Annotated in this window: 14 protein-coding genes; 2 read left to right on the plus strand and 12 right to left on the minus strand. The window is 45.3% G+C overall.

Features of this window, described 5'->3' with window-relative positions:
* Positions 1-131 precede the first annotated feature (131 nt).
* The 12 genes from RWJ96_RS06200 to RWJ96_RS06255 all read right to left on the minus strand — a co-directional run bounded on the left by RWJ96_RS06200 (position 132) and on the right by RWJ96_RS06255 (position 14,193).
* On the minus strand, positions 132-602 hold the full coding sequence (locus RWJ96_RS06200; protein ID WP_314019506.1) for a heat shock protein transcriptional repressor HspR: 471 nt from the start codon (positions 600-602) through the stop codon (positions 132-134).
* On the minus strand, positions 602-1,534 hold the full coding sequence (locus RWJ96_RS06205; RefSeq protein WP_314019507.1) for a DnaJ C-terminal domain-containing protein: 933 nt from the start codon (positions 1,532-1,534) through the stop codon (positions 602-604). Before RWJ96_RS06205 ends, RWJ96_RS06200 begins: the two co-directional genes overlap by 1 nt.
* A 32-nt stretch (positions 1,535-1,566) precedes the next feature.
* Positions 1,567-2,427: a nucleotide exchange factor GrpE gene (grpE, locus tag RWJ96_RS06210; protein WP_314019508.1), complete on the minus strand. Its 861-nt coding sequence runs from the start codon at positions 2,425-2,427 to the stop codon at positions 1,567-1,569.
* A gap of 117 nt (positions 2,428-2,544) precedes the next feature.
* Complete coding sequence (gene dnaK / locus RWJ96_RS06215; RefSeq protein ID WP_314019509.1) at positions 2,545-4,449, minus strand: molecular chaperone DnaK; 1,905 nt, start codon at positions 4,447-4,449, stop codon at positions 2,545-2,547.
* 177 nt (positions 4,450-4,626) lie between these two features.
* Positions 4,627-5,649, minus strand: coding sequence for a hypothetical protein (locus tag RWJ96_RS06220; RefSeq protein ID WP_314019510.1), 1,023 nt, complete (start codon positions 5,647-5,649; stop codon positions 4,627-4,629).
* 84 nt (positions 5,650-5,733) lie between these two features.
* Entirely contained in the window at positions 5,734-6,474 is a 741-nt protein-coding gene (locus RWJ96_RS06225; RefSeq protein WP_314019511.1) for a tryptophan synthase subunit alpha, read from the minus strand.
* A 9-nt stretch (positions 6,475-6,483) separates the two neighbouring features.
* Entirely contained in the window at positions 6,484-7,764 is a 1,281-nt protein-coding gene (locus RWJ96_RS06230) for a PTS ascorbate transporter subunit IIC (protein ID WP_314019512.1), read from the minus strand.
* Between the two features lie 4 nt (positions 7,765-7,768).
* Positions 7,769-8,050 (minus strand): PTS sugar transporter subunit IIB, encoded by a 282-nt coding sequence (locus RWJ96_RS06235; RefSeq protein ID WP_314008124.1) that lies wholly within the window; start codon positions 8,048-8,050, stop codon positions 7,769-7,771.
* 6 nt (positions 8,051-8,056) lie between these two features.
* Positions 8,057-10,093 (minus strand): BglG family transcription antiterminator, encoded by a 2,037-nt coding sequence (locus RWJ96_RS06240; protein WP_314019513.1) that lies wholly within the window; start codon positions 10,091-10,093, stop codon positions 8,057-8,059.
* 211 nt (positions 10,094-10,304) lie between these two features.
* Positions 10,305-10,976, minus strand: coding sequence for a transaldolase family protein (locus tag RWJ96_RS06245; protein WP_314019514.1), 672 nt, complete (start codon positions 10,974-10,976; stop codon positions 10,305-10,307).
* Between the two features lie 27 nt (positions 10,977-11,003).
* Complete coding sequence (locus RWJ96_RS06250; RefSeq protein ID WP_314019515.1) at positions 11,004-11,906, minus strand: glycyl-radical enzyme activating protein; 903 nt, start codon at positions 11,904-11,906, stop codon at positions 11,004-11,006.
* Positions 11,872-14,193: a formate C-acetyltransferase/glycerol dehydratase family glycyl radical enzyme gene (locus RWJ96_RS06255; RefSeq protein ID WP_314019516.1), complete on the minus strand. Its 2,322-nt coding sequence runs from the start codon at positions 14,191-14,193 to the stop codon at positions 11,872-11,874. Before RWJ96_RS06255 ends, RWJ96_RS06250 begins: the two co-directional genes overlap by 35 nt.
* 287 nt (positions 14,194-14,480) lie before the next feature.
* On the opposite strand from RWJ96_RS06255, the gene RWJ96_RS06260 reads away from it, so the two are divergent.
* A complete protein-coding gene (locus RWJ96_RS06260; protein ID WP_314019517.1) occupies positions 14,481-15,581 on the plus strand; it encodes a PTS fructose transporter subunit IIC in 1,101 nt (366 codons plus the stop codon).
* Positions 15,582-15,590: 9 nt separating this feature from the next.
* A complete protein-coding gene (locus RWJ96_RS06265) occupies positions 15,591-15,899 on the plus strand; it encodes a fructose PTS transporter subunit IIB (RefSeq protein ID WP_314019518.1) in 309 nt (102 codons plus the stop codon).
* Positions 15,900-16,002 lie beyond the last annotated feature (103 nt).

Raw genomic sequence — 16,002 nt, forward strand, 5'->3', positions numbered from 1 at the left:
ATTCGGTATTCGGTATTCGGTATTCGGTATTCGGTATTCGGTATTCGGTATTCGGCAACCAAACAAAAACCAGCTCCCCACATACGCGCATGAAGAGCTGGTCATTTACTAGTAGCACTTGCCTCGTTGTCTTACGATTCCTTTGGCTGCGTCGAACTGTCCTCAGTGCCGGCGTCAGAAGGAGCGGAACTTGGCATACCAAGCAGACGCTGCATCACCATCTCTGGACTGGTCTCACTATAACGAACAAGTGAGGTGATGCGCTCGCGCATGTGGTACTCGTGGAGCTCATCCTCAAGCACGCGAATGCGTTCACGCAGCTCATCGATAAGATCGTCCTTCTCGAGAGCTCGTTCGCGCATGTCAAGAATGCGCACAACACCAGCAAGGTTGATGCCCTCGTCCGTCAGCTTTGAGACAAGATTGAGGCGGTCAATGTCCGCGCGAGAATACAGGCGCGTGTTGCCCCTGGAACGGCCGGGGTTGATCAGGCCCTTCTGCTCGTACACGCGAAGCGTCTGCGGATGCATGCCCGTGAGCTCGGCCGCAACGCTAATCATGTAGAGCGGCTTGTTACGACCGTCATCCTTCTTTCGAGCCATTACCGCTCCTCTCGGTAGCTGCGCTCGTCGGCATCAAGCAACGCCTGAAGAGCGTCTCGCTCCTTCTTGGAAAGTTTTGTTGGAACCTTGACGTCCACCGAAACATACAGCGCTCCGCGAGTCGCAGGATCTTTTACGCGAGGAGCGCCCAAGTTCTTGAACCTGAACGTTTTTCCGCTCTGTGTACCTGCGGGAACCTTGAGTCGCACCGTAGTTCCGTCAGGTGTTGGCACGTCGACCGAAGTGCCCAAAGCTGCCTCGTAGATGCTTACTGGCAGCTTCATGCGCACGTCAGCGCCATCTCGCGAGAAGACCGGATGAGCTGCAACGTTGATGGTAACCACAAGGTTGCCTCGTGGACCGCCATTAACGCCGTACTCGCCATGCTTCTTGTAGCGCAGCTTCATGCCATCGTAAGCACCAGCTGGCACTTTGATGGTCAGCGACTGCTCCTCACCAGTTGAAGGCACGCGATACGTTGCCTTGCGAGAAGTTCCCTTAAATGCCTCGTCAAACGATACGTTTACGGACATAGTAAGGTCACTACCTGCAACGGGACGGTTTGCTCGCCCGCCAAAGATATCGGCAAAGTCAAAGCCGCCAGCTCCCGCGCCTGCGCCGCCACCAAAGCCGCTAAAGAAATCGGCAAAGTTGGCGCCGTTTACGTTGGTGGTATAGGTGAACCCACCCTGACGACCACCAAATCCGCCTCCAGGAATGCCGCCAAATGCGAGCATTTGGTCATACTCCTGGCGCTTCTTATCGTCAGAGAGCGTGTTGTACGCTTCCGAGATCTCCTTGAACTTGGCCTCATCGCCACCCCTATCAGGGTGGTATTTAGCTGCAAGTTTTCTAAACGCTTTTTGAATATCAGACTTCGAGGCGTCGCGCTTCACGCCAAGAACGTCATAAAAAGTCTTACTACCTGCCATTCAGCACGGCCTCCTCTCTAAACTACTCTGCCTTACTCGGTTGCGCCATTTGCGGCAGCACCGTCTGTGCCGTCTGCCTCTGCGCCGTCAGCAGCTTCTGGCTCAGCTGGGCGCTTTGGGCCGCCGTGGGTAACAACAACCATTGCAGTGCGAATATCCTTGCCGCCCATACGATAGCCCTTTTGGTACACCTGGGCGACGGTCTCATCATACGCCTGGGTATCCTCAATCTGGCTCACTGCCTGGTGAGATAGAGGATCAAAGGCTTCGCCCACAGGATTGACTACCTCAACACCCTCTTTGTTCAAGACGTTTACGAGCTTATTACACACTGCGGAGACGCCCTCAACAAACTGCTGAGCTGCAGGGTCGGTCAAGTTGTCCGCGTGCTCAATAGCGCGCTCCAAGTCATCAATAACAGGGAGAAGGTCAACTACCAGCCTCTCTGTTGCGCGCTGGCGCTCATCAAGACGCTCCTGAGCGGTACGACGACGGTAGTTATCCCAGTCAGCCTGCAGGCGCAAGAAGCGATCATTTGCCTCAGCTGCCTGCTGCTTAGCTGCCTCAATCTGATCAGAGACCGAGTCCAGCTCGTTCTGCAAACGGTCACGTTCCTGAGCTGCACGCTGAGCGTCAGCAGCAATCTCTGCCTCAGCCGTCTCTTCTCCGCGACGAATTGCCTCAGCAACCATCTCTTCTTCGGTCATCGGACGGCCTGCGCCAGCCACGCCAGCTGCACCATCTGCTCCGTTGGCAGCGGACTCGTTGCCATCAAGCGTCTGACTTGCGGAACCATCACCCACAACACCGACGGCACCTACGGTTTCATCACCGTTATTCTCGTTATCAAAGGAAGTGCCAACCTTGTTCTGATCTGCTGTTGTCACTGCCATCACCTCCCTATGTGTAGAAGGCGGCCAAACGTTTCCGCCAGCCGCCTCCGAGTCATATCACATTGTCTACCAGCTGCTGCACCAAGTTACCCAAGCGCATGTGCCGAGAAACTCAGATTAGTTCTGGTTCTTATCGTCGTCGACAACCTCGTAGTCTGCATCAACAACATCTGGCTCAGAAGGGTTGCTTGCTGCGCCGTTGTTACCAGCGGTCTGAGCCTGAGCGTCTGCGTAGACAATCTCTGCGAGCTTCTGACCAACCTCGGTGAGCTTCTCGCCAGCCTTCTTGATTGCCTCAATGTCGGAGCCATCAAGCGCAGTCTTTGCCTCAGCAACTGCCTCTTCAACAGCCTTCTTCTGATCCTCAGGGACCTTATCGCCAAGGTCTTTGACGGTCTGCTCGGTGCTGTATGCCAGGGAGTCTACCTGGTTGCGGACCTCAATCTCGTCCTTACGCTTCTTGTCTTCCTCGGCGTGGGACTCTGCGTCCTTAACCATGCGGTCAACTTCGTCGTCGGACAGAGCGGTGGAGCCAGAAATGGTAATCTCCTGGGACTTGTCAGTTGCCTTGTCCTTAGCGGTGACCTTCAGGATGCCGTTTGCGTCGATGTCAAAGGTAACCTCAATCTGAGGGATACCACGCTGAGCAGCAGGAATACCGGTAAGGTTGAACTTACCAAGGCTCTTGTTGTCAGAAGCCATCTCGCGCTCGCCCTGGAGGACGTGAATCTCAACGGAAGTCTGGTTATCAGCTGCAGTGGAGTAAACCTTTGTGCTGGAAGTTGGGATGGTGGTGTTGCGGTCGATGACCTTGTCAACAACACCGCCAAGGGTCTCAACACCCAGGGACAGTGGGGTTACGTCCAGCAGCAGGATGCCGGAGACGTCGCCGGTAAGAACGCCGCCCTGAACAGCTGCACCGTCTGCAACAACCTCGTCTGGATTGACGGACATGTTAGGCTGCTTGCCGGTCATGCTCTTGACCAGGTCCTGAACAGCTGGCATACGAGTGGAGCCGCCGACCAGAATGACCTCGCTGACGTCGGAGAGCTGAAGGCCTGCGTCCTGGAGTGCCTTTGTTACAGGAGCCTTGCAGCGGTCGAGAAGATCGCGAGTGATGCGCTCAAACTCTGCACGAGTCAAGGTGTAGTCAAGGTGCTTAGGACCAGATGCGTCTGCAGTGATGAATGGCAGGTTGATCTGTGCCTGCTGAGCGCTGGAGAGCTCCTTCTTAGCGTTCTCTGCAGCCTCCTTGAGGCGCTGAAGTGCCATTGGATCCTTGCGGAGGTCAATACCGTTATCGGAGTTGAACTTGTCTGCAAGCCAGTCGATAACACGCTGATCCCAGTCGTCGCCGCCCAGGTGGTTGTCGCCGTTGGTTGCAAGAACCTCAACAACGCCGTCTGCAAGATCAAGCAGGGAGACGTCGAAGGTGCCGCCACCGAGGTCGAAGACAAGAACCTTGTGGTCTTGGTCCTTCTTGTCCAGACCGTAAGCAAGTGCTGCTGCGGTTGGCTCGTTGACGATACGCTGAACGTTGAGGCCAGCAATCTTACCTGCGTCCTTGGTTGCCTGACGCTGTGCGTCGTTGAAGTATGCTGGGACAGTGATGACAGCGTCGGTTACAGGCTCTCCGAGGTACTTCTCGGCATCTGCCTTCATCTTTGCAAGGGTCATAGCGCTGATCTGCTCTGGAGTGTAGTCAACGCCCTCAATCTCGACGACTGCACGACCGTCGGTGCCAGCCTTAACCTTGTAAGGGACAGTCTTAATCTCAGACTGGACCTCGTCAAACTTGCGGCCCATGAAACGCTTGATGGAGAAGACAGTGTTTACAGGGTTGGTGACAGCCTGGTTCTTTGCTGCCTTACCAACAATGCGATCACCGTCAGCACGGAAGCCGACGACGGAAGGAGTTGTGCGGTCTCCCTCTGCGTTAACGATAATAGTTGGCTCTCCACCCTCAAGGACAGCCATAGCTGAGTTTGTAGTACCCAGGTCAATTCCAAGAATCTTACCCATTGTGAATCATCCTTTCCTATGTACGTGTTCCGTTTGGCGAGAAACCCCACAGGTAGATGACCTGAAAAGGGGCACAAGCTAACCGTGAACACATACCGTGTTTCTGCTTTACAGTTTTGCTTATACCCCTATGTCTGACTTATATACATAATCTAAGTCAGTTTGTAGTAGATTTTTTTATTCCCTCGAATCTTGTATTTGTGAACTAAAAACATAAATTAAGCGAGTTTTTATTGTGTCTTTTCTTACCCATCTGTAATCATCTTTATAAATGATAAGATTAAAAAGATTCTCTTTTTCTGGCGATATCTCTGCAGTTTCTAGACAATAGTATTCATCACTTTCATATACAACAACCTCTACAGTATTGTCTCCGTCAATATATGATTCAAAATTCACTAAATATTTATTAGATACATTTGGATTACTACAGCCAATTAGAGTTGACAAGGTACCAGTCATTAACGCGAGAAACAGCAAAAGAACAATCTCACTTTTAGTAATTAAATCCTCTATAATATCCAATATATTATTTAATTTTATGTTAAAAACATTATTTAAAATATTCTTATATGTATTTTTATCAACTAAATAATAAATTGGAAATGCTATATATAAAACAAGAAATAATACTGGGACAAAAAGGCGCATAGGAGCCATGATTACTTCATTACTAAAAATAACTTTAATGATATTAGGGCAAAGAAAAATAGCAAAATTAATTATCAAAAACAATAAAGCCATTATCCCTAAGTCTTCAAATAAATAAATTACTTTTTTATTTTTTAAAACTCTTTTTTTACTATATAATTTATTATATAAAAATATAAAAATTCCGATTGTGAGTAGAAATATACTTAAATATACAATTATTATTTTAAATACTAATTCTAAAATTAGGAAAAAGATACAGAGTGAACAAACTCTGAATGGTTTTGAACTAGCGATGTATTTTATAAGAGTAATGCTAATTAATAATAATATGACAGAACCGGTTCCATAGATCATTACTAGAGGAAGTTGACCTCTCCAGTCTGGAAAGAAAGAAGAACTAACGATTCCATATGCTAACATTCTCCCGTACTGATAGGGATAATATATTATTGTAAATATAAGTGTGCAAATCAACGCTAATGAAAATTTTCTTCTTTTTTTAATTTTCAAAAAGCCCACACCGAGATGACTGCTATAGAATTTCACTTCAACTCCAATTAAATTATTCAATTAGATATCAGCTACTCTCTATTTAACTTTAATACTTTTTGAACGGTTTTTAGATTGAAATCACTTTAAAATACAAGTCAAACTGATTTCGTTTAAATAATCTTTAACTTTCTCCATTTCTCCGTCATTAATTTGCCTAATGAATTCAGAACCAATAACTGCCCCATCAGCGCCATTTGAAAGTACCTCTTTTATACCCTTATTGTCTTTGATGCCAAATCCTACAAAAGCGGGTAAATCGGAAAGCTTTCTTAGCCTTTTGATCGTTTCAATATACGCATGCTGACTTGATAAGTCTCCCCCTGTTTTGCCCGCGGCAGAGACCACATATGCAAAATGAGTAGATTCATTGATGGCTTGTTCCATCTCTAAGTCCGACATAGCTTCAGAGAATATTCTTACAATTCCTGAGTAATCATTACGAGTTTGAACGCCATCAACACAAAGAACTGCGTCATAAATCCAATATGGCAATTCTTTAACTTTAAAATTTTCCAAACCTTCTGCATAAGTCATAAGAACAATGCGTGAGGAAAAAATCTTCCTGACTTTAGATAGCTCTTCTTTAACAATATCAGTATTCAACATTGGTAATGTTTGCTCATGTGTCTTCTTGATTGTCTCACCATCCATAAAAGGATTACTTACTGGCAATCCAATCTCAAGACATCCGATACCGTGTCCTTCAATTTCTTGAAGGACACGGTAAAACATTTCCCAATTTGGGTACCCCAGCGGTAAATACAGCGCCAGTTTTCTTGCCAGTTCATTGTGCTTATTACTGCTGGAATACTTTTGCATTAGAGATCCTTAGAATGGAAGGGCATGGAGAATAAAGCCAAGAAGCGGACCATATACACAATAGTCGGTCTCAGAGAGAATGCGCATAATTGGCTCATAAGAACCAACAAATGGCAGAAGCAAGGCCTGGCCAAAAATTAGGATAAAACCATTGGCAAGAGAGCCAATTACCGCGCCTCTAGCGCCACCATGAGCATTACCAAAAATTGCAGTTGCTGCACCAGTGAAGAACGTTGGAATAAGCGCTGGGAAAACAATAATTGGATATCCAACTGCAGCAAGAATTACCATACCTACTAGTCCAGATAACAAGCTGCAAAGGAAACCAACAATTACGCAGGTTGGATAGCCTGGGAACAGCAGCGGAACATCCAGGCCAGGTTTTGCTCCAGGGATAATCTTATCTGCAATACCGTGGAATGCTGGAATAATCTCTGCAAGCATCATTCGAACGCCAGTAATAATAACGGTAATCCACATGCCAAAGCTAATACCCTGAAGGATTGAATAGACCAAGACGTCCTGTCCTCCAGAAATATTTTCCATAACCCATGTAGGATCTGCGACAATACTTACGCAAAGGAACAACAAAGTCATTACCAACGTTAAGGCAATAGTCATCTCACGGAGGAAAGCAAACTGCTTTGGAATTTTGATCTCTTCAAGATCGTGCTCCTTGTTACCAAAAGCTTTTGCGAGATATGTAGAAATCAGAAGACCAGTAGAGCTTGAGTGAGCAAGGGTAATCTCTTCTCCACCCTTAACTCCCTTAATGCAGTGATTGACATATGCGCAAGAGAAGGTCATATAGCAACCAAGAAGCACTGATCCAACTGCCACAATTCCCCAAAAATCAAGAGGTGTATTGTACTTAAGTAGGGCAGCAATCAGACCTGCGAAGAAGAATGCAACATGAGCTGAAAGATGAACGAACTTAAATTTTGTAAATCTTGCCAAAAGCAAGTTAATCAAAAAACCGAAAGCAAAAATAAGAGAGAGCTCTGTGCCTAGGTCGGTCATATATTCAGCACTAGCAGTACCAATATCAGTAGCAGGAACAGAACCGTTTCCGAAAGCTTTTCCAATCATTGTTGCCAAGGGCAAAAGCGCCATTCCAAGCGTTTGTCCTCCAACATTGACCATTGTGAAGCCAATCATCGCCTTAATTGCAGATGGAAGAAGCTGGCTCCATTGCCTTTTCATTGCAATCATTCCGATTACAACGACTAATCCAATGATAAATACCGATTGGCTTAGATAATGATTGACGATATAAAGAAAAATCTCCATGACACTATCCTTCCATCTGATTAATGTGCTGCATTAGCTGCTCTTTTAGATACGCCTTATCCATCATGTTATCGATGCGAATTATTGGAACAGAGTTATCCCTCAGTGCATCAGCAAAATCTGATGTGGTAATAATCAAATCATATGCAGAAGGATCTACAGAGCCGATGTCGGACGCATCAACAGTTCCATCAATTCCTTCGGCATCTAAAATTTGCTGGGTAAAGAGCCTCATCATCATGCTACTTCCAACACCAGCACCACATACTGTTACAACCTTGATCATAATTGCCTACCTCCTACTTGTAATTGCAATTACTTCAGCAGCTTTGTCTGCCTTTAATATCTTTTGGACATTTTCTTCATCACTTAAAAGTTCTGCCAAATCTGCAAGCGCGTTCAAGTGGGTTTGATGATCGATTGCGCAAAGAGCAACCACTAGCTGAACAGGGTCATTCTTTGGGTGACCAAAATTTACTGGCTGCTCAAGGGTAATAAGCGAAAAGCCAATACCTAGAGCGCCTTCTTCTGGTCTTGCATGAGGCATTGCGATGCCTGGGGCAATAACAATATAAGTGCCGTTAATTCGGACATTTTCTATCATTGCCTCAATGTACTCTTCCTTTGCAACACCTTTCTTAACTAGTAATCTTCCAGCCTCTCTAACTGCATCATCACTATCTTTGGCACAATAATGTGTCTCAACTAAGTCTTCTGTAAGGACCTCTTCTAGCATTGGGAAATACCTCTCTTCTTTATCTTGTTTAGGTAAAAAACCTAAATACTCTGCAAGTTTTCGCTTTAAGACCTCTTCATCAGATTTACTGAGAGAAACCGTTTGTGAAACAATAGACGTAATTTCATCTGGGGAAATAGTTCTTTCGCTCACTCTGAGAACATTTTCTATTTTTCTTTGATCTTTTAAATCAAACTGAGGAGAAACTTCAACAACCTTGACGTTCTTATACGTAAAAGGAAACGTGCTGACAACAAAATCAACACTGTTACTTTCCAGCCATTTCTGTGCTTCATTCGATCCAAAAGTTCCAAGTACTGAAACCTCGTACTTTGACTCTAGCCTTGAAGACACTATTTCAGATGTAGCCACACCGGCGTGGCACACCACGATAACCTTAGGTCTTAATTCGACGGGTCTTTTTGTTCTCTCCTGGGAAGCCATGAAGAACATAGTAAGAAATGCAATTTCGTCATCAGAAAAGGAGACTGAAAGTCCTTTTTCCAAAATAGAAATTGATTCAGTTGTTGCTCTATATAAGTCTTCAAACTCATTTATCACATACTCCAAAAGCGGATTGTATACTGCCTCTCCACTTACAGCACGCCAGTATGCAGGCCTTAAGTGATTGAGTATGCTTTCAAAAAGTTTTTCGTCATTAGCAAAATTTGATGGCGTAACCAGCTGATCCATTCTATCGATGAATTCAGAAACTAAAATTCTCAACCTGATCCAGTTTTCAGAGATGTAATCACTCATCCCAACAACAGTTGATTCTCTAAATTTTGCTGAAAGAAAATACAGTTCATCCTCTGTAATATCTTCACCATAAAGTTCTTTTAAATTATCTACGCATTTATTTACTGCACCGTATTCAGGACTGCCCAGCAAATCTGCTTTATCAATGTTGCAGGAAAAGCCTAGAAGCTTATTCCCCTTAAATCTAGCAATGGATACAAGCATGTAAGCAATTAACTTTTGCTGAGCATTTTCCGAATATTCAACTTGAAGACAATTTGATATTTCATCTATTGAACTTTTTATTTGATTGATTTGTTCACCATCCTGCTCGCTTATAAATGCATACAGATATGGCCAATCTTTTGTTAAATTATCAGCAAAAAGACCTCTTATCTTGAGCTCATCGCCTGTGACTGACACGCCTTTAAAAGGAGTGGCATCTAAACAGATATAACTTCCAATGAAGCCCTTTTTAATTTCATCCAAATCTCTTTGGATAGTATTTTTTGAAACCCCAATAGCTTGCTGAAGCTCTGAAATCGATATGTCTTTTGCACTTAAGACGATAAGATTGAGAATAACTCGTCTTCTCATTTCTGGATCAAGATAAAAAATATCGTCTTTTTTCACCAATTCTGAAAACTCAATTTCAACTGGATCTTCATACGTCAAAACGCCTCTAACATTTTGAATTGAAGCGCAACCTTGAGAAATCAGGAGTTGGTTTAAAGTTGATAGGTCTTTATAAACAGTTCGAGAGGTTACATTGTGCTGCGCCGCAAATTTCTCAACAGAAATCTGTTCAGCTTCCCGGCACAATATATTAAATAAATTTTCCACTCGACTTTTCATTTTATTTCCACCTCATAAATAGGTTATATGCTGTTTCAAGACCGAACAAATATCATTTGATTCATCCACTTTGAAGCAAATGGGAAGCTCCTTATATATCAAATTATTAATCATTTTCTATTTATCTTGCCTTTTAGCTGATAACAATAAGGCCTCGATGACTACTCATCGAGGCCTTATTCCCTTAGACTAAAATATTTGTTAGAAAGCCTTATCCCAGCAGGGTATTCCTACCGTAAGCTTCGCGCCAAGCAACGGAAAACTCATCAACAGCGATCTTTGTTCCTGGATGGTCAATCATAGTAAATACAACCTCTGGCGGAACGGTTACCGATTGAATACCGGCAGCAATAAGAGCATGAACCTGCTCAACATTCTTGAAAGACGCTGCAATAACCTTAGTGTTCTCAAATCCCTGAGTCTCAAGCATCTGAAGCAGATCCAGTACCTGGCCAATGCCGTCACCGTAATTACACATACGGTTAACGTAAGGAGCCAGGTAATCTGCGCCATTCATTGCTGCAAGGAATGCCTCATCAGCAGAATAGATAGCGGTTGCAAGAACGCCAAGACCCTCAGACTTAAGCTGCTTAATTGCCTTGTATCCGTTATGAGTGACAGGAATCTTTACATAGGTGTTCTTTGGACGAAGGCTGCAGATGTAACGAGCTTCCTCAAGCATCTGCTCATAGTCAGTTGAAACAACCTGAACAAAAAACTTCTGCTCTGGGCGAAGGTACTCAACAAACTCCTTAATAACCTGCTCTGGTGTCTTACCACTCTTGGTAATAATCGAAGGGTTAGTTGTAACGCCCTCGATGGTCAAAAGTTCATCGAGCTGTTTAACTGCCTCAAGATCCGCTGTGTCCAAAATAAATTCCATGCTTAACTCCTTTATATATTTCGACGATTACTCACCGTGTCGAACCACTTTTAAACCAAAGCTTTTATACACGTTCTCGATATCGGAAAGTTCTTTCTCCGTAATTAATTCACTATCTGCACACTCATATCTCATTCCTAAAGATTCATATTTTCCTTCACCTAACTTGTGAAATGGCAAAAGATCAACCTGCTTAATCCTATGTGCACAAATTACCTCAGCATTACTTTGTGCGTTTGCAATTGACGCAGTATATCCAGGGATAAGTGGAACGCGCGCAATTACCGTTGCTCCGATCCTCACAAGTGCACGGATATTCTCGTCCCTTACGTCTATATCAATGCCAGTAACCTCAATACTGCGCTTTTTATCAGCAAGCTTGAAGTCAACCAGGAACACATCACAAACACGTGCCAGCCTTTCAGCATCAACAAGCGGAACAGCAAGTGTTGTTTCAAGTGCCGTATTAATGCCTCTATCTTTACATCCCTGCAACACGTCCATAACATATTCTTGACGCTTACTACCTGCAAGACATTCTCCGCCGGAAAGCGTAATTCCCCCATCGCTCTCGTCAAAGAAGACCTTGTCTCTTGATAGCTTATCAACGAGGATATCTACTCTGTGTTCAGTGCCTTCAAACCTTTTAGCGCCGGTTGGGCACTCAGAAACAGGAGTATCACAAGGGCATCCATTTGCATCCAAACGACCATCTTTCCTAACTGAACAGCCAATGCACAGACTCTTGTGAAAAGAAATCTCCTGCTCAAAGGAAAGATTCTCTGGGTTACAGCACCAGGGACATCTAAAAGGGCATCCTTTTAGAAAGGCAACCGTACGTATTCCTCCACCATCATGGAGAGAATATCTCTGGATGTTAGTGACTATGTCGCTCTTATAGCACATGTTCCGTCCGGTTGATGATGTCATCCTGGATTGCCTTAGACAGCTCAACAAACATAGCACTGTATCCCGCGACACGAACTACCAGGTTCTGATACTTCTCAGGATGCTGCTGTGCATCAAGAAGCGTTGCGCGATCCACAACATTGAACTGGATATGCTGCAGGCCAAGGCGAGAAAAACTACGAAGATATGCAGAAAGCTTCTTTAGGCCTAGCTCTCCCTGAAGTACGGAAGGAGAGAACTTAACGTTGAGCAGGCTGCCGTTGGTGTCCAGCTCGTTTTTAAGCTTGCTAACCGACTGAAGGCTCGCAGTAGGACCGTTTTTATCGCGACCAACCATTGGAGAAAGGCCTCCGTCAGCAAGCTGCTCACCTGCAATGCGTCCGTCTGGAGTTGCACCGCATGCTGCGCCTAATGGAACATGAGCAGAAACGGTGTAGCTGCCAGGTTGGAAGAATCCACCGCGAACGTTCTGGTACTTCTCGACTTCTCTTCCGTAGAACTCCAAGAACTCAGAGCCGAGAAGGTCAACCTCGTCATTATCGTTTCCGTACTTTGGATAATTATTGATGAAGGACTGACGGATCTTCTCGTCACCCTCCGCTGACCAGTTGCGTTTCAGAAGCTCAATAAGCTGCTGATAGGTCATAACAGGCTCAATGGAGTTACCGTTTTCGTCCTCTCCAAAGACGACGCGCTTGATAACAAGTAGGGAGTCTGCAAGATTTGCCGTGCCAACGCCCTGAACGCCAGATGGATTATAGCGAGCGCCACCGTCGGTGATGTCGTGGCCAGTCTTAAGGCTGTCGTGAACCAGGACAGAAAGAAGCGGGGTTGGTGAAGTCTCTTTGTGTGCCTGATCACAAACGTTGCAGCCGTCAACCATTAGGCCAACGTACTCTGCAATAGTCTCTTTTACAGCACGCTTGAGGTCGTCAAAAGATGCAAAGCCCTCTGGGTTGCGCTCAAGAGTAATCTCAAGGCAGCGAACCATATTGAACATAGAAATATCGTGCAGACCATACATTCTTCCTGGGATAGAGAGCTCAACACAGCCCACAACCGCGTAGTCACGAGCGTCTTCCTCGGAAACGCCGCGAGACATAAAAGATGCAATATTAACTTCGTCGTTAAAGACCTGAGGAATTCCGTCGCCCAGACGAATGATTTCTCCGGATTTCTCCAGTAAAGACTCCGGAGTGTCCTTATGCATTCTCAGTGAAAGGTTAGGCTGTGGCAGTCGGGTGTCTTTCTGCACGTCAAGCAATAGATAAGACAGCTCGTTGATACAGTCGTTTCCCTCACTGTCAACACCGCCAACTACAAGGTTAAAGCCACTTGGGAATCCCGCGAAGAACTGTGCGGAATCGGTGGAGCGCAGGAAGACGATAGTATTTGTCTTGAGATAGAAGCACTGAATAAGCTCACGTAAGAACTCTGGGTTTTCGCCTGCAGCAAGGCTTGCCTCATAGAATGGCACAAGATACTGATCCATGCGTCCCAGTGAAATGGAGCTTGCGTTGCTTTCATGCTGAAGCACGAGCTCGGTAATCCAAGTGAGCTGCAGAGCGTCGTAGAAATCGCGAGCTGGCTCAGTAGCAATGTGATACAGAATCTCTGCAAGACGTTCAAGCTCCTGGGCACGAGTCTCAGAAGGAGCGCTTTCTTTTGCCTGTAGAACCTCTGCCTCATAGCGTCGTACATAGGCAATAGTTGCCTTGAGCACGATAACAGCCGCTGCATAGAAGTCATTCTCGCTATCCTGCGCAAGCTTTTGCTCAGCCTCTGCAAGAAGTGCACCAAAGCCGTTCTGTAACACCAGAGGGAAATCGCAGATGATGTGGCCTTGGCCCTTGTCAGTTTGAGCAACTGAGAAAATGCGAGTCTTCTGTGCTTCAGCAAGGTTCTCTGCAAGATGAGCCTTGTACCAGTCATTCAGCGATTTATTTGTCCAGAAAGGATAAAGCACCTCTCTGTAATAGGCCTTATCTTCCTCGGAGATTTCAAAGCGGTCCTGTTGTCTGGATGGGAATTTATCCAACTCATCCAGGATCCAATAAGGAGACATCTCTGGAGAAACTACACCCGCTCGAGGCGTGTCTGTTCTATTGCCAACAAGAAGGTCGTACTCATCAAGAACAATCTTGTGGTTCTCTAGCAGATACTGAAATGCCTTTGCGCGTCTAATAACAGGAGACTCGCCCTGTGTTTTTTTGTAACTCTCCATATAAAGACGGGCGCGTTCCATAGTCACCTGGCGTGGCTGAGCAAACAAGGAATCCTTAATAGCTTGCGTGCGCTGAGATAACATTAACTCCCCCTTAAAGTTCGAAATTACCATTGATTGTATTTTGTTTCTTCCTTATTTTCAATTGTTTCGTATTGAATTTTTAGATTTCCGAACAAAACAATAATAATGAATACCGTCTATCGTTATTTATAGGCCGTTCACGGTAAAGTTTACTGACATATTGAATATATATTGACGCGTTTCAACTCTATTTCTATATTATTTCGGTGAAATCAATACACAATAATACGGAGTCAAGGCGTTATATACGCTAAAGCAATAAAGAATCATTAGTAAAGGAGAGCCTAATGGAAGCTAAAGACTCAACAAGTCAGGCTAAAAAGATTCAGCAATACCTGATGAGCGGTGTTTCGTACATGATTCCTGTTGTAGTTACAGGCGGCGTTCTCTACGCTGTAGCTGCAATGCTTTCAATGAACACCATTGCAACAGAGAGCGCAGTCAAAGCATCAAACATTGTTGTTGATGTGCTTAGCCAGATTGGTGGCGTCGGACTTGGCCTTATGGTTCCAGTTCTTTCTGCATTTATCGCATTTGCAATTGCTGATCGTCCTGGCATTGCTCCTGGCCTTATCTGTGGTCAGCTAGCAGTTAACGTTGGCTCTGGCTTCATTGGCGGCATTATTGCCGGCCTTCTCTGCGGCTACCTTGCTGCGGCGCTTAAGAAGGTCAAGCTGCCAAAGGCAATGCAGTCCCTTCTTTCAATCATGATTGTTCCAATCTGCACTTCTCTAATTGTCGGAACAATTATTATTTGCGTCATTGGTGCTCCTTGCGCATGGCTTCTGACCACTCTTACCGTTTGGCTTTCTAGCATGAACGGTACAAGCGCTGTTGTTGTTGGTGCAATTTGTGGCGCTATGATTGCATTTGACTTGGGCGGCCCAATCAACAAGGTTGCATACTCCACTGGTGTTGCTGTTGTTGGTACTGAGGTTCTTGCTGGCCACAATGCGCAGTTCTTTGGCCCTATTGCAATCGCTATCTGCCTTCCTCCAATCGCAGCTGGTATTGCTTCTTATGTCTTCAAGAAGAAGTTCACCGAGGCTGAGCGCGACGCTGGCATTGGTTCCATTGTTATGGGTATGTGCGGCATTACCGAGGGTGCAATTTCTTACACCACCGCCGATCCAGCACACATGATGCCAATCAACATTATTTCAAGTGCTATTACTGGCGCTATTGCTGGTGCTCTTGGTGTCTACTGCAATGCCGCCTGGGGCGGTCTGGTAGTTCTTCCTGTCACTTCTGCTGGTACTTATCTGGTTTCCCTTGCAATCGGTATCGCAATTTATCTTGGACTGGTTGCAGTGTTCAAGAAGGACATCACCGAAGAGTCTGCTAAACCTGCAGCAGCAGACGACGTTGATATTACTATCGAATTCTAAGGAGCATTCATGAAGATCTTAGCTGTAACTGCTTGTCCATCTGGTGTTGCTCACACATATATGGCTGCTGAGGCACTGAAGAACGCTTGTGCAGCAGAGCAGATTGAGTGCAAAGTAGAGACTCAGGGCTCCATTGGTGTCGAGAATGCTATTACCGCTGAGGATCTTACAGGCGCAACAGCAGTTGTTCTTACCAATGATATGCCTATTAAGGATGTCGAGAGGTTTGCTGATCTTCCAAAGATCAAGCTTCCTGCAGCAACTGTTATCAAGTCTGCTCCTGCAATTGTCGCAAAGGTTAAGTCAGAGCTTGGCTAATCTGCACAGAAAATAATTCAACAAGCAATATAAGAACCCCCGCTTGATTTGAACTGCGTCCCAAAACTTGGACGAATTTAATAAAGAGCTAGGCCTCCAAGGA

Origin of the sequence: Lancefieldella parvula, from assembly GCF_963547875.1 — a bacterium.
GTDB lineage: Bacteria > Actinomycetota > Coriobacteriia > Coriobacteriales > Atopobiaceae > Lancefieldella > Lancefieldella parvula_D.

What these genes read in the sequence shown, in the direction of transcription:
- RWJ96_RS06260 (WP_314019517.1), top strand. Translation starts at nt 14,481, where the DNA reads ATGGAAGCTAAAGACTCAACAAGTCAGGCTAAAAAGATTCAGCAATAC.
- grpE (WP_314019508.1), bottom strand. Translation starts at nt 2,427, where the DNA reads ATGGCAGTGACAACAGCAGATCAGAACAAGGTTGGCACTTCCTTTGAT.
- RWJ96_RS06250 (WP_314019515.1), bottom strand. Translation starts at nt 11,906, where the DNA reads ATGACATCATCAACCGGACGGAACATGTGCTATAAGAGCGACATAGTC.
- RWJ96_RS06200 (WP_314019506.1), bottom strand. Translation starts at nt 602, where the DNA reads ATGGCTCGAAAGAAGGATGACGGTCGTAACAAGCCGCTCTACATGATT.
- RWJ96_RS06205 (WP_314019507.1), bottom strand. Translation starts at nt 1,534, where the DNA reads ATGGCAGGTAGTAAGACTTTTTATGACGTTCTTGGCGTGAAGCGCGAC.
- dnaK (WP_314019509.1), bottom strand. Translation starts at nt 4,449, where the DNA reads ATGGGTAAGATTCTTGGAATTGACCTGGGTACTACAAACTCAGCTATG.
- RWJ96_RS06265 (WP_314019518.1), top strand. Translation starts at nt 15,591, where the DNA reads ATGAAGATCTTAGCTGTAACTGCTTGTCCATCTGGTGTTGCTCACACA.
- RWJ96_RS06240 (WP_314019513.1), bottom strand. Translation starts at nt 10,093, where the DNA reads ATGAAAAGTCGAGTGGAAAATTTATTTAATATATTGTGCCGGGAAGCT.
- RWJ96_RS06255 (WP_314019516.1), bottom strand. Translation starts at nt 14,193, where the DNA reads ATGTTATCTCAGCGCACGCAAGCTATTAAGGATTCCTTGTTTGCTCAG.
- RWJ96_RS06235 (WP_314008124.1), bottom strand. Translation starts at nt 8,050, where the DNA reads ATGATCAAGGTTGTAACAGTATGTGGTGCTGGTGTTGGAAGTAGCATG.
- RWJ96_RS06230 (WP_314019512.1), bottom strand. Translation starts at nt 7,764, where the DNA reads ATGGAGATTTTTCTTTATATCGTCAATCATTATCTAAGCCAATCGGTA.
- RWJ96_RS06225 (WP_314019511.1), bottom strand. Translation starts at nt 6,474, where the DNA reads ATGCAAAAGTATTCCAGCAGTAATAAGCACAATGAACTGGCAAGAAAA.
- RWJ96_RS06245 (WP_314019514.1), bottom strand. Translation starts at nt 10,976, where the DNA reads ATGGAATTTATTTTGGACACAGCGGATCTTGAGGCAGTTAAACAGCTC.